Here is a 12522-nt window from a genome sequence, read left to right on the forward strand (position 1 = left end):
GAAGATCGGCACCCTCTTTGTGGTTTATCGCCAATCTTCTTGTATGATTAACCATATAAATAGCGTAATATATTTATATTGTCAATTATTATTGTTTCATCAAGCAAGCGAACGCCATTCGCTGGCGGCGCGCGCTGGCAATCGCCAAAATGGAGTGAGCGATCCCTACCGATACGGGGAGGGTCCGAACAGCGGCGTTAGGGAGTTACACGTTGAAGCGGAAGTGGAAGATGTCGCCATCCAGGGCGACGTACTCCTTGCCTTCCATGCGCAGTTTACCGGCGTCGCGGGCGCCGGCCTCGCCCTTGCAGGCGACAAAGTCGCTGTAGGCAATGGTCTCGGCGCGGATGAAGCCGCGTTCGAAATCGCTGTGGATGGCCCCGGCAGCTTCGGGGGCCTTCGCGCCCTTGCGCACCGTCCAGGCCCGCACTTCCTTGGGCCCAACGGTGAAGAAGGTGATGAGGCCCAAGAGGCCGTATCCCGCCCGGATAACCCGCGCAAGCCCGGTTTCCGTCAAACCCAACTCGGCCAGGAAAGCGGCCTTCTCCTCGGCTTCCTCCAGCATCGCGACCTCGGCCTCGATAGCGGCGGAGATCACCACACAAGCAGCCCCCTTGGCGACGGCCATCTCGGCGACGCGCCGGGCGTGGTCATTGCCGGTAGCGGCGTTCTCTTCTTCGACGTTGGCAACATAAAGGATCGGCTTGGCCGTCAATAAATTGAGTTGCTTGGCGACCAGCGCCTCCGTTGCAGAAAAGGACACCGACGAAGCCGGGCGGCCATCTTGAAGCGCCGCGAGCAGCGGTTCCATGACAGCGATGCGTTCCTTGGCCTCCTTATCCGCGCCACGCGCCTTCTTGACGGCGGCGGCATGCTGGCGCTCCAGGCTTTCCAGATCGGCCAGCATCAGCTCTGTTTCGACCGTTTCTGCGTCGCGGACCGGATCAACCGTGCCGTCAACATGGGTCACCTCACCCTCGAAGCACCGCAACACGTGGACGATGGCGTCGACCTCGCGGATATTGGCCAGAAATTGGTTGCCCAGCCCCTCGCCCTTCGAGGCACCGCGCACCAGCCCGGCGATGTCCACGAATTCCAGCGCGGTCGGGATGACCTTCTGGGGCTTGGCGATAGCGGCGATGATGTCCAACCGCTCGTCCGGCACGCCCACGCGACCGGTATTGGGCTCGATGGTGCAGAAGGGGTAATTCGCCGCCTCGGCCTGCGCCGTCTGGGTCAACGCATTGAAAAGAGTCGACTTGCCGACATTCGGCAAACCCACGATACCGCAATTGAAACCCATGATTCAGTCGTCCTTGCTTTCTTGTCCGCCCTTAGTGGGGGCTGCTTCCTTGCTCTTGGGCGGCGTGGTCAGGTGCGCGACGCGGCTCATATAGCTCCCCTCGTCTCCCTTGACCAGAAACCCGGCTTCTCCGGCCACAGCCTCCAGAAAGGGCTGCAGCCAATCGTGATCGGCCTTGGAGAAGTCCCCCAGAACCCAACCCAGCACCATTTCCTTAACGCCCGGATGCCCAATGCCCAGCCGGACGCGCCAGAAGTCGTCTCCGATATGGGCGATCAAGGAGCGGATACCGTTATGGCCCGCCGCACCGCCGCCGCGCTTAACCTTTACCTTGCCCGGCCGCAGGTCGAGTTCGTCGTAAAAGACGATCACATCGGCAGGCTCCAGTTTGAAGAAGCGCAGCGCCTCGCCGACCGACTGGCCGCTGTTATTCATGAAGGTCTCGGGACAGATCAGGAGCACCTTCTCGCCCCCGACCATCGCGTCGGCAGTGCGGGCCTGAAAACGCTTGCGCCACGGCCCTGCAGCGACACTGCGCGCAATCTCCTCCAGCGCCATGAAACCGATGTTATGACGGTTTCCAGCGTATCGCGGTCCGGGGTTGCCGAGGCCCACGAGAAGCTTCATGACGCCCAATCTCCCTAAAAGCGCAAGACGGGCCCGCCAGGGGGTCCAGTGATCCCTTGGCGAGCCCGCTCAACGCTTGCGGTCAAGACCGCGAGGTCATCCCCGAAAGGATGCTTACTCCTCGCTCTCGTCCTCGCCGTCCTCATCGCCCTCGACCTCGTCCTCGGCATCCTCAGCTTCGGCCTCGGCCGCTTCGGCTGCTTCGGCGGCCTCCGCCTTCACGGCGCTAGGCGCCGCGATGGTGGCAACCGTGAAGTCGCGGTCGGTAATGGTCGGCGTTACGCCTTCCGGCAACGCGAAGGCGGAGATGTGCAGGGAATCGCCGATGTCGAGACCGGTCAGATCGCCTTCCAGCTCCTCGGGGATCGCATTCGCCGTACAAAGCAATTCGACTTCATGGCGCACGATGTTGAGCATGCCGCCACGGGTCAGACCCGGACTCTTTTCCTCGTTGATGAAGACCACCGGAACGGCGACTTCGATTTTCGCGTCCTTCGCGACGCGCAGGAAATCGAGGTGCGTCGGGCTGTCCTTCAGAGGATGCAACTGCAAGTCACGCGCCAGTACGGTGTGCTTGTCCTTGCCCACCTTGACAGTGATCAGATGCGAGAAGAAGCCCGGCTTGTGAATCTGCCGGGTAATCTCCTTCTCCTCCAGCGAGATGCTCAGGGGAGCCTGCTTACCACCGTAAATCACGGCGGGTACCTTACCTTCGCGGCGGGTTGCACGGGCGGCCCCCTTTCCGACCCGTTCTCTAACTTCCGCGTTCAGAATGACCTCATCGGACATAGCCGATACTCCTTTTCGGTCACCTGACCCGGGATGGCCGGCACACTAACGCGCCGCAGCACCAATCCCGCTCCATAGCCGCGAGTAGCCTCCAGGGGTGCTACAAGCGGTTGCCGCCCACCATGGGCGGCGAAATTTCTTCACGAGGCGCCCGGAGGCTGCCTCTTTTCAACGAAACAGACTGGAGACCGAGCGTTCGTGGCTGATCCGATCGATCGCATCACCCAACAACGGAGCGATGGTGATCTGACGAACATTGTGCGCCAAGCGCACGGCCTCGGTCGCCTGGATGCTGTCGGTCGTCACCAACTCCTTCATCGGAGAGGAGGAAACACGTGCAACCGCACCGCCGGACAGCACCCCGTGGGTAACATAGGCGGAAACGGATTCTGCACCGGCCTCCATCAGCGCCACGGCCGCGTTGCACAGTGTCCCGGCGGAATCGACAATATCGTCCACCAGCAGGCAACGGCGTCCTTTTACGTCGCCGATGATGTTCATGACCTCGGACACCCCGGCCCGTTCGCGGCGCTTATCGATGATTGCAAGCTCTACGTCAAGACGTCTTGCAATATCGCGCGCGCGGACGACGCCGCCGACGTCTGGTGAAACGATCATCAGATTGTCGGTTCCGTAATTGTCGGTGATGTCTTTGGTAAAGACCGGAGCGGCGTAGAGGTTGTCAGTAGGAATGTCGAAAAAACCCTGAATCTGACCGGCATGAAGATCGAGTGTCAGCACGCGATGTGCCCCGGCGCTGGTGATCAGGTTCGCAACGAGTTTCGCTGAGATCGGCGTTCTGGGGCCCGATTTTCGGTCCTGCCTGGCGTAGCCGTAGTAAGGCAACACCGCCGTGATGCGCCGAGCCGATCCGCGCTTGAGCGCGTCCAGTGCTACCAGCAATTCCATCAGGTTGTCGTTTGCCGGGTGGCAGGTCGACTGTACGAAGAACACGTCCTCGCCACGAACATTCTCGTTGATTTCAACGAAAACCTCCTGGTCGGAAAAGCGCTTCACACTGGCCTTGGTCAGCGGAAGGTTCAAATAGGCCGAAATTGCCTCTGCCAAAGGCCGGTTCGAATTACCCGTCAGAATCTTGTAGGGTCGGGTTGCCGCGCTGCTGCCATCGCTCATGCCGCCGCCGAATGCCTCTCTCTTGCTGAAATCCCCGCCTGTACCGCCCGCCCCAATAAGGTCACCCAATGAGTGGCACGCCGGTCGAGCGCGGCGGACTTTAGCAACCTACCCCGGCCCTGTAAACGTTCTGTCATATGTTACCTGGAAAGGCGGTCCTTGCCGAGCCGGGCGACCGTACCGCACGGTGCCTCACTGTCCCGACGGAATCTGATAAAGTAGGTCGACCAAGCCCGCCACTGCGGCTTCCGCGATGAGCGGCGCCACTTGCGTCCAGGGCCCATCCAGGCTGCCGGCCCGAACCTGATCGCCTTGCTCGATCTTGCCCAAAGACCGCCCTTGTGGGTCTTGTACGTCCCAGGTAACGACGACCTGCTGAAGGCCCGCCGATGGCGTGCCCAACCGCACGGTACCGACAACCTTCAGATCGTCGGGCCGCATATCCTCGACCGACGCCACCGGAAGAGACGCCTGCTGGAGCGCAACGGTCAAGGCCAAGGGCAACAGTTCGCCCGCGTTGCCGGGAGCCCGCGCTATCGGCGCGACCACCAGACGGCCGCCCGGGCGGCCGGGTAATCCGCCACCCGTTTGCACCGGGGCAATGATCGGCATCAGCAGATGCGCTGCCTGCTGGGCTATAGAATCCACCACGTCGGGATCGCCCGCGATCAAATCGGCACCTCTGCCGTCCATCATCTGCGGTTCTGCCCGTAACGGACCGATTTGCGCGTCAGAAACCTTCCAAACGATTGCATTGCCGCGAAAACGACCTTCGACGATACGGCTTTCGATGTTGCCGGCTCCGGTGTCGACCGTCAGGCCCTGATCGATCAGAATCGCAGCCAGGACATCACGCGTTTGGATGGCAACCTCGGGTGGCAGGTTGGCAACCGGTCGCACGACGATCGTCGGGCTGACCGGTGGGCCGATCAAGGCCTGGTCCTCTTGCTTTATCTGCGGTTGGAACGGCTTGGGTAGCGGACCGCATGCTTGCAGCAGGGCAAGGCTCAAGACCAGAACCACAGGAAAAAATCTCGGCATCATAGGAGAACGCAGGTCGCCAGTCCGCCGAGCAGCAGCAAACCGCAAAAGAAAATCAGATGAGGCATGCCTGCAGCCTCCCAAGGCGTCTGTTCAGCCGCCGACGATCAAGTCTAGCGGACGATGCGACAGCGATTGAGGTCCAGCATCGCCGATCAACGAGGTTCTGCCCAGCGTCATCGCCAGCCCTGCATCGTCGTCGAAGATGATGATGTGAACAAAAAACACCATGCCCGCCCGCAAAACCACCGGATTGCCGTGATAAAGCATTGGCCAGTCCATCCAGTTCGGACTGAAGGTGGTGCCCAGGGAATATCCGCAAGCGTTCATGCGGTGCGCTTGGAAACCTGCCTTGTCCAGCACAGCGGCATGGGCGTCGAATGCTTCGCCGACGGTGTTGCCCGGCACCAGCTTCGCCTCGACGGCCAGCAGGGCATCGCGCGCCACGGCATGCATTTCGCGCTGGCGCGCCGGCACCTTCCCAACAACCGCCGTATGCATCATCGCGGCGTGATAGTGACGATAGGCACCCGCCCATTCGAGGGTCAGTTGGTCCTGTTGAGAAAGCACGCGCCGGCCGGAATAGTAACGGCACAGCAAGGCCTGCTCGGCCGATCCGATAATGAACTCGTTGCCCGGGTAATCGCCGCCTCCACGGAAGACCTCGCCCTGCATGGCTGCCAGGATATCGCTTTCGTCACCGCCGGGCCGTATAAGGGGAATCGCCGCTTCCACGGCCGCATCGGCAAGCTCGCCGGCACGTCGTACATAGTCGATCTCGCGTGCGCTTTTCACGACCCTCTGCCGGTTCACCAGATCCGACGCGTCGACCAGTTTGCAAAAGCCGTCCAGCGCAGCCTCAAGCCGCTTTCCGTTACGCGCGGTCAGGCCATAGGCCTCGTATTCAACACCCAGGGTTTTACCCGAAAGGCCAAGCTCCTGAAGGATTCCCTTCAACGCCTCAGCCGGACGCGCGTCAGGGACATCAACCCAGACACGCACATCCTTTATGATCGATGTTTGCTGGGCCTGCCGCAAATCGGGCGCCCGCGTCAGCAGAACCATACGGCCGTCCGCGCCCAGATAGAGGCATTGGAAAAAGACATACCCGAAGGTGTCGTAACCGGTCAGGTAGAACATGGTTTCCTGACGGAAGATCAGCAGGCCGTGGAGACCTTCGTCAGACATGGCTTCGATGGCTCGGGCACGCCGACCCGCAAGCTCTTCTTCACTAAAGTGCAGGTGCATTTTCAGGGCTCCAGCAGAATAACCGAAAGACCGCGACCGTAATCCTTCTCGCCCGCTTTGCAGGCGCGGCGATAACTGAAGAATCGGTCGGACTCAGCGAAAGTGTCGGCGGGGCAAACTTCGATTCGCCGCAATCCCGCCTTGCAGAGGCGTCGCGCCGCGTATCCCTTTAGATCGAACAGAAAATGCCCGCTGCGACGCGCCGGGCAAAAGAAATCGATATTGGCATTTTCCTGGGTCAGGAAAGGCTCCGGGAACTCCGGTCCCACCTCATAGGATCGTTGGGCTATGCAAGGACCGATAGCGGCCGCAATGGCTTCACGCCGGGCACCCAATCGCGTCATGGCTTCCAGGGTTGCCTCCAAGATACCGGCAAAGGCACCGCGCCATCCGGCGTGTGCGGCACCCACCACCTGCGCCTCGGGATCGACCATGACGACCGGTGCACAGTCGGCGGTTAGAATTCCCAGGGCGATCCCACGCTTCTTCGTAACCATCGCATCGCAGCGCGGCGCGGCGTCGCGTGACCAAGGTGCATCTACTGCGATGGCATCGGCGGAATGCGTCTGATAGGCCGTCACAAGGTTTTCCGGCTTTAGGTCCAGCGCCGCCATGGCACGGCGCCGATTTTCGAACACATTGTCCGCGGCATCGCCTGAGCCATAGCCGCAGTTGAGCGAATCATAAAGGCCTTCGCTGACACCGCCTTCGCGTCCAAAGAAAGCGTGGCGAACACCAGGCAGATCGTTCAGTTTGCCCATCGTCAGCATCGTCGCCGTCCTCTCTCAACAAGCGCTTGCAATACCCTTCACGGCTTTACACCAAACGCCAGCCCGCTGTCGACCACACGCTGCTCCCTGAGCTAGGACGCAAAGGGTGCCGGTGCTGCGTGTCCGGCCTGCGTTATAGCAAGCACCTTGAATAGCTCACCCATCTCCTCAGGACTCATGAGGCGGGTCAAGGCGGAATCGATATCCTGCCGTTGCCGCTCATCGGCGTGACGACGCAGGGCCTCAGCCCGAATCTCCAAGCCCATGGCCTGCAGGAATGCGCCTTGCGTTACTGGGCCAAAGGCAGCAGCACCCGCGGTTTCGGCGGCATCGATAAGGCTGGCGAAATCCACATGCGCCGTGAGATCGGCGCTGCCCGGCTCCACAAGAGGATCGTGCGGGCGATGCCCGCGCACCGCTTGGAGCGTCGCGCCGTATGACGGATGCTGGCGGCCGTAATCGATGAAGAGGGCCGCGCCGCCTTGCAGGACCAGACGCTGCGCCAAGCTGCGAACAAGCGACACTGCAATCGGTGAAACCTCCGCCAGCACACCCAAGGGCGCGTCATGAAGCGCCGGAGGAATGAACGCGGGCGCCGATGGGCTCAACGGACCGAGAAGAAAAACGAACCTTTCGCCGCTATCATCCAGCCCGATCAACCGTTCACGCCAGCCATCCTCGCACTTCTCGTAATGCCGCACCGGCAATGCATCGAGAAACTCGTTTCCGATGATCACGAGCGGCGCATCTTCCGGGAGCGAGGAAAGCTCGCCATGCCAGGTTACATCCCAGTTCTTCAGGGTTTTCTTTTGCGCCTTGCGGAGCGCCGGACTGACTTCGACAAGGTGAACTTCAGCGGCTTCGGCCAACCCCGGCAACACCGACGCCGCCCGCAACAGATCGGACATCAGCGTGCCGCGTCCCGGTCCAACTTCCGCCAGGATGAAACGCTTGGGCCCGTCTAGCACGCGTTGCCACAGATCGGCGCACCAGAGCCCAACCATCTCGCCAAACATTTGGCTGACCTCGGGCGCCGTAATGAAATCCCCGGATACGCCGAAGGGATCGTCGGTCATGTAATAGCCGCCACTGGGATCGGTCAGCACGGCGGCCATGTAATCGGCCAGGCTTATCGGTCCCTCCAGGGCAATCCGCCGCTTGAGCCGATAAGTTAGGTTGTGATTGCGCTTACCGCTCATGCGCACTCGTCGGCGCCGACGCGCGCTGTTGACGTAGGCTCCAAACCGCCAACCCCAGGCCGCAAACCAGCATCGGCAAGGATAGGATTTGCCCCATCGTCAGCCCCCCGACCAGGAAACCGATATGCGCATCGGGCTCACGGAAGAACTCGGCAATCAAGCGGCCCAGGCCATAACCCGCGAGAAAGATGCCTGAAATGACGCCGGGCTTGGCGAGCGATCCGCTCCGGACCAATAGCAGCAGAAGGATGAAAAGAATCAGACCTTCCATACCGGCTTCGTAGAGCTGGCTTGGATGGCGGGGCAGCGGTCCGCCGCCAGGAAAAACGACCCCCCAGGCAACATCGGTCGGACGTCCGTACAGCTCGCCGTTGATGAAGTTCGCAATCCGGCCGAAGAAAAGGCCGATAGGCGCTACGAAAGCGATCAGGTCGGAAAGCGCAAAGAGCGGCAGGCCGCGTTTCCAGGCAAACAGGATAATTGCCATAACCACGCCGAGCATACCGCCGTGGAAAGACATTCCCCCCTGCCAGACCATGAAGATCTTCCCTGGGTTCTCAAAAAAGAAAATGGGATTGTAGAACAATACGTAGCCGAGACGGCCACCCAGCAGCACACCCAGAGTCGCCCAGAACACAAAATCGTCGAAGACCTGCGTTGTCAGCGCCTTGCTGGGGGAGAGCTTGGTCATGCGCAAACACACGCGCCAACCAAGGATCAGCCCGGCGATGTAGGCCAAGGCGTACCAACGGATCGCGATAGGTCCGATCTCGATGGCAATGGGATCTATCTGCGGGAAGGCTAAGGCAAACATCATGAGCAATCGGCTTTCTCTTGCTTCAACGACCTGGCGGCCGCCATCCAGGACACTCGCCGCCCTTATAGTCCCCCCTCCCTGAAGGGGGCAAGGGAAGCGCTCGACCGAATGTCGGCTTCAGTTGTGCCCAGGGTACGCTTGGGGTAAGCAAACGCCATGAGCACCGCAATCAGCGATAAATTCGGTCCAGAGGCCTTTCAGGCCATCATGCAGCAGGTATTTGGTAGCGCCGTGCCGCATGTCCAAGCCTTGGGTATCACCGTTGAGCATTTCTCCGGGGAAGAAGTGCTGATGCGGCTGCCTTACCGCGACATCTTCCTAGCCGACCCGGATCGGCGCCTGCTGCACGGCGGCGTGGTGACGACTTTGATCGATACCGCTTGTGGCCTTGGCGTAGTAGCCGCGCTCGACCCGCCCAGACCGGTAGCGACGCTGGACCTGCGGATCGACTACCTGAAGCCCGGCGCTGCCGAGCGGGACTTGCTCTGTCGCGCACTCTGCTACCGCATCACCAGCCGCATAGCATTCGCCCGCGCCGAGGCCTTCCATCCGGGTGAGGAAGCCTCACCCATAGCGGCGGCAATGGGCAGTTTCATGCTGAGTGACCTGCCTGGTGGAGGGGGTTGAGATGATGCCGACCGCCTTTCTGGATCGTTTGGAAAAAGCCTATGCGGAGGATGCCTGGCAGGCGCTTGTCGATTCAATTCCCTACGCCGCCTATCTCGGCTTGGTTGTCGACGACAGCCATGACGAAATGCGCCTGCGTATGCCCTTTCGCGAGGATCTGGTCGGGAACCCAACCTTGAGCGCCCTGCACGGCGGTGCCATCGGCGCTTTCTTGGAAACGACGGCGATGATGAGTCTCCTTTGGAAGCTCAAGAGCCCGCTATTACCCAAAACCGTCACCGTGACCGTCGATTATCTACGCTCATCCCGGCGCGAGGATATCTTCGCAGCGGGCGAGGTCACCAAACTCGGCCGTCGCGTCGCCAGTGTTCGTGTCGTCGCCTGGAGCCGTAATCGCCAACGCCCGATTGGCGAGACACGCACACATTTCCTGGTCGCCGAGGGCGGAAAACCCTAAGATCGACAAGGCGCTCACCGCTAAGCCAACTTCATGGAGACCGCAAAAGATGCAAACCCGCAATCGACTGCTTGATGACCTTGCCCGCGTGGCGACCGGTGCCCTGGGTGTGGCAGGAGGGTTACGCCAAGAAGCCGAGGGACGGCTGCGCCAGCAGTTTGAGCGAATCCTGGCAAACATGGATTTGGTCACCCGGGAAGAATTCGAGGTCGTTCGCGCCATGGCCGTCAAAGCCCGAGAGGAGCAAGAGGCGCTTGCAGATCGGCTGGCAAAATTGGAAGCCGAGCTGGGAAAAACGGCAAAGGCCAATAGCACCGCGAAAGCGAAGTCGGGCACCGCCCGCAGGGCTTCGAAGCCCAAGACCAAGGCCCCGTAGTCCGATCAAGTGGGGTCGGGAAGCAGGAAAACTCCGGCTGAAAGCCCCTAAAACCCTCCGTTTTCGTTATTTTTCCACAGTTTTCGCCAATACAGTCTTGCACCGCTAAATACAGCGTGGCACGCTAAATCTTGTGGGTCGCATCGAAATCTTCTCCATATATCGCGGAGCTGAGGCGGCCCTCGGGAGGTGCCGGCCTTTGGCATCAACGATCACGGGAGGGTTCCAATCATCATGGAAAGTCTCGCCCCGCACCCGAGTTCGGTCGTCAATCCCATCGATCTTCTTGAAGAGTTGGTGAGCGCAAACGACTGGCCTTTCGACAGGTCAAGCGAATGCGAACTGGCGGTCGAACTTTCCGGTCGATGGTGTGCCTATCATCTTTGGTTCGTCTGGCACGAGCAGGTGGGCGGCATGTATTTCTCCTGCCATTTCGATTTGAAAGTACCGCGTGTCAGATACAATGCCGTTCACGCCCTCATCGGCGGCATGAACGAACAGCTCTGGATGGGTCATTTTGAGCTTGGCGCGGAAGAGGGTCAGGTGGTATTTCGCCATACGATACCCTATCGCGGCACCGCTGGTCCCAGTGTCGAACAGTTGGAAGACCTGATGGACACCGCGATTTTAGAATGTGAACGCTTCTATCCGGCCATGCAGATGGTCATCTGGGCGGGCCATTCCGTCCCCGATGCCCTGGCAACGGCCATGATGGAGACCGTAGGAGAGGCCTGACTTTAAGAATGCCTGAAATATTGAATCTGCCGGGGTCGTTGCTGTTGGTTGGCTGCGGCAAGATGGGGGGTGCGCTCCTCGATGGTTGGCTGGCGCGTGGATTGCCGCCGAAAGATGTCTTCATCGTTGAGCCTTTCCAAGCTATGCGTGAGACGCTGGCGGCCAAAGGCGTGAACGTTTGCGCAGACGAAAGCGGTCTGCCCAAAGACCTTCGGCCTGCCGTCATTCTCCTGGCTACCAAGCCGCAGCAATTCTCCGAGGCTCTGCCAGCCTACGCGCGATTCGCCCGACCCGATTGCTGTTACCTCTCTGTTGCGGCAGGGAAAACCATCGCCGCGATGAAGCAACTGCTGGGGCCGAACGCTGTGGTTATCCGAGCCATGCCGAACACCCCTGCCGCAGTCGGGCGCGGTATCACGGTATTCACACCCGACGCCAATGCCACAGAGGCACAACGCCGGATTTCGAGCGAATTGCTCGAGGCCGTCGGTGAAGTCGCCGAACTGGAGGATGAAGGTTTACTGGACGCCGTAACCGCCGTTTCCGGCGGTGGTCCAGCCTACGTTTTCCTGCTGATCGAATGCCTGGCCAGAGCGGGAGTGGAGGCCGGACTGCCGGAGGCGCTGGCAATGCAGCTGGCAAGCGTGACCGTCAGCGGCGCTGGCGAACTGGCGCGCCTGTCTGCGGAGGACGCCGCCACTTTGCGGCGGAACGTGACCAGCCCACGCGGCACTACTCTTGAAGCCTTGAATGTGTTGATGGCCGATGACGGGCTGCAGCCGCTTATGACGCGCGCGATCGCCGCGGCCACGCGGCGCAGCCGTGAGCTTGCAGAAAATGACTGAGCAACCGCTCAAGCCGAGCGCCCAACGCGTCCAGGATCACTTGACCGGGCTTGGCTACGACTGCCGCGTCACGAGCTTTTCCGAAAGTACCAGGACCTCCGAAGAGGCCGCCGCGGCAATCGGTTGCACGGTCGGTCAAATCGCCAAGTCCCTGATCTTTCGCGGCAAGCAAAGCGGAAAGGCTGTTTTGGCCATTGCCTGCGGCGACCGCCGTGTCGATGAGAAGAAACTTGCGGCACTGATCGGCGAGAAAGTCGGGCGTGCCGACCCCGAGTTTGTCCGTGAAGCGACCGGCTTTGCCATCGGCGGGGTTCCGCCGGTCGGCCATAGCAGCCCCTCCATCACGCTGTTGGATGAGGGACTTTGGCGGTTTGAGCGCATTTGGGCGGCTGCCGGCACACCCAACAGCGTCTTTGAAACAACGCCCGACGATCTTGCTTCCATGACGGAGGGTTTGCGCGGCGACCTGCAGAAAACCTGAGTTTGTTGGTCACGATTGCAGTCTCAAGTCTTGTTTCCTGATATCTTCGGACTTAGCTGACTCTTAGAGAGCC

Annotated in this window: 15 protein-coding genes; 6 read left to right on the plus strand and 9 right to left on the minus strand. The window is 60.6% G+C overall.

What is annotated here, in order from left to right:
* Positions 1 to 205: 205 nt before the first annotated feature.
* From ychF to lgt, 9 genes are all read right to left on the minus strand, one after another.
* A complete protein-coding gene (ychF, locus tag FHR98_RS14725; RefSeq protein ID WP_183417499.1) occupies positions 206 to 1303 on the minus strand; it encodes a redox-regulated ATPase YchF in 1098 nt (365 codons plus the stop codon).
* Positions 1304 to 1306: 3 nt separating this feature from the next.
* Positions 1307 to 1930, minus strand: a complete 624-nt coding sequence (gene pth, locus FHR98_RS14730; protein WP_183417500.1) for an aminoacyl-tRNA hydrolase — start codon at positions 1928 to 1930, stop codon at positions 1307 to 1309.
* A gap of 114 nt (positions 1931 to 2044) precedes the next feature.
* Entirely contained in the window at positions 2045 to 2719 is a 675-nt protein-coding gene (locus FHR98_RS14735; protein WP_183417501.1) for a 50S ribosomal protein L25/general stress protein Ctc, read from the minus strand.
* A 168-nt stretch (positions 2720 to 2887) separates the two neighbouring features.
* Positions 2888 to 3853: a ribose-phosphate pyrophosphokinase gene (locus FHR98_RS14740; RefSeq protein WP_183417636.1), complete on the minus strand. Its 966-nt coding sequence runs from the start codon at positions 3851 to 3853 to the stop codon at positions 2888 to 2890.
* 192 nt (positions 3854 to 4045) lie between these two features.
* Positions 4046 to 4897: a hypothetical protein gene (locus FHR98_RS14745; RefSeq protein ID WP_183417502.1), complete on the minus strand. Its 852-nt coding sequence runs from the start codon at positions 4895 to 4897 to the stop codon at positions 4046 to 4048.
* 90 nt (positions 4898 to 4987) lie between these two features.
* Positions 4988 to 6142 carry a M24 family metallopeptidase gene (locus tag FHR98_RS14750; RefSeq protein WP_183417503.1) on the minus strand — a complete coding sequence of 385 codons (1155 nt, stop codon included), beginning with the start codon at positions 6140 to 6142 and terminating at the stop codon, positions 4988 to 4990.
* A gap of 2 nt (positions 6143 to 6144) precedes the next feature.
* Positions 6145 to 6912, minus strand: coding sequence for a peptidoglycan editing factor PgeF (pgeF, locus tag FHR98_RS14755; protein ID WP_183417504.1), 768 nt, complete (start codon positions 6910 to 6912; stop codon positions 6145 to 6147).
* A gap of 92 nt (positions 6913 to 7004) precedes the next feature.
* Positions 7005 to 8111: a class I SAM-dependent methyltransferase gene (locus tag FHR98_RS14760; protein WP_183417505.1), complete on the minus strand. Its 1107-nt coding sequence runs from the start codon at positions 8109 to 8111 to the stop codon at positions 7005 to 7007.
* Complete coding sequence (lgt, locus tag FHR98_RS14765) at positions 8101 to 8928, minus strand: prolipoprotein diacylglyceryl transferase (RefSeq protein ID WP_183417506.1); 828 nt, start codon at positions 8926 to 8928, stop codon at positions 8101 to 8103. The genes FHR98_RS14760 and lgt overlap by 11 nt, the downstream gene beginning before the upstream one ends.
* A gap of 156 nt (positions 8929 to 9084) precedes the next feature.
* On the opposite strand from lgt, the gene FHR98_RS14770 reads away from it, so the two are divergent.
* The 6 genes from FHR98_RS14770 (at position 9085) to FHR98_RS14795 (ending at position 12449) form a co-directional block, all read left to right on the plus strand.
* Positions 9085 to 9555, plus strand: coding sequence for a PaaI family thioesterase (locus FHR98_RS14770; protein WP_183417507.1), 471 nt, complete (start codon positions 9085 to 9087; stop codon positions 9553 to 9555).
* A 1-nt stretch (position 9556) separates the two neighbouring features.
* Positions 9557 to 10012, plus strand: a complete 456-nt coding sequence (locus FHR98_RS14775; RefSeq protein WP_246377905.1) for a PaaI family thioesterase — start codon at positions 9557 to 9559, stop codon at positions 10010 to 10012.
* Between the two features lie 49 nt (positions 10013 to 10061).
* A complete protein-coding gene (locus FHR98_RS14780; RefSeq protein ID WP_183417508.1) occupies positions 10062 to 10388 on the plus strand; it encodes an accessory factor UbiK family protein in 327 nt (108 codons plus the stop codon).
* A gap of 234 nt (positions 10389 to 10622) precedes the next feature.
* The gene (locus tag FHR98_RS14785; RefSeq protein WP_183417509.1) at positions 10623 to 11123 is read left to right on the plus strand and encodes a type III secretion system chaperone family protein; all 501 of its coding nucleotides are present in this window, start codon (positions 10623 to 10625) and stop codon (positions 11121 to 11123) included.
* An 8-nt stretch (positions 11124 to 11131) separates the two neighbouring features.
* Entirely contained in the window at positions 11132 to 11968 is an 837-nt protein-coding gene (gene proC / locus FHR98_RS14790; RefSeq protein WP_183417510.1) for a pyrroline-5-carboxylate reductase, read from the plus strand.
* Positions 11961 to 12449, plus strand: a complete 489-nt coding sequence (locus FHR98_RS14795; protein WP_183417511.1) for a YbaK/EbsC family protein — start codon at positions 11961 to 11963, stop codon at positions 12447 to 12449. The genes proC and FHR98_RS14795 overlap by 8 nt, the downstream gene beginning before the upstream one ends.
* Positions 12450 to 12522 lie beyond the last annotated feature (73 nt).

The sequence above is a fragment of the Limibacillus halophilus genome, from assembly GCF_014191775.1.
Classification (GTDB): Bacteria; Pseudomonadota; Alphaproteobacteria; order Kiloniellales; family CECT-8803; genus Limibacillus; species Limibacillus halophilus.

Coding starts and splice junctions, on each gene's coding strand:
- ychF (WP_183417499.1), bottom strand. CDS start 1,303: ATGGGTTTCAATTGCGGTATCGTGGGTTTGCCGAATGTCGGCAAGTCG.
- pth (WP_183417500.1), bottom strand. CDS start 1,930: ATGAAGCTTCTCGTGGGCCTCGGCAACCCCGGACCGCGATACGCTGGA.
- FHR98_RS14735 (WP_183417501.1), bottom strand. CDS start 2,719: ATGTCCGATGAGGTCATTCTGAACGCGGAAGTTAGAGAACGGGTCGGA.
- FHR98_RS14740 (WP_183417636.1), bottom strand. CDS start 3,853: ATGAGCGATGGCAGCAGCGCGGCAACCCGACCCTACAAGATTCTGACG.
- FHR98_RS14745 (WP_183417502.1), bottom strand. CDS start 4,897: ATGATGCCGAGATTTTTTCCTGTGGTTCTGGTCTTGAGCCTTGCCCTG.
- FHR98_RS14750 (WP_183417503.1), bottom strand. CDS start 6,142: ATGCACCTGCACTTTAGTGAAGAAGAGCTTGCGGGTCGGCGTGCCCGA.
- pgeF (WP_183417504.1), bottom strand. CDS start 6,912: ATGCTGACGATGGGCAAACTGAACGATCTGCCTGGTGTTCGCCACGCT.
- FHR98_RS14760 (WP_183417505.1), bottom strand. CDS start 8,111: ATGAGCGGTAAGCGCAATCACAACCTAACTTATCGGCTCAAGCGGCGG.
- lgt (WP_183417506.1), bottom strand. CDS start 8,928: ATGATGTTTGCCTTAGCCTTCCCGCAGATAGATCCCATTGCCATCGAG.
- FHR98_RS14770 (WP_183417507.1), top strand. CDS start 9,085: ATGAGCACCGCAATCAGCGATAAATTCGGTCCAGAGGCCTTTCAGGCC.
- FHR98_RS14775 (WP_246377905.1), top strand. CDS start 9,557: ATGATGCCGACCGCCTTTCTGGATCGTTTGGAAAAAGCCTATGCGGAG.
- FHR98_RS14780 (WP_183417508.1), top strand. CDS start 10,062: ATGCAAACCCGCAATCGACTGCTTGATGACCTTGCCCGCGTGGCGACC.
- FHR98_RS14785 (WP_183417509.1), top strand. CDS start 10,623: ATGGAAAGTCTCGCCCCGCACCCGAGTTCGGTCGTCAATCCCATCGAT.
- proC (WP_183417510.1), top strand. CDS start 11,132: ATGCCTGAAATATTGAATCTGCCGGGGTCGTTGCTGTTGGTTGGCTGC.
- FHR98_RS14795 (WP_183417511.1), top strand. CDS start 11,961: ATGACTGAGCAACCGCTCAAGCCGAGCGCCCAACGCGTCCAGGATCAC.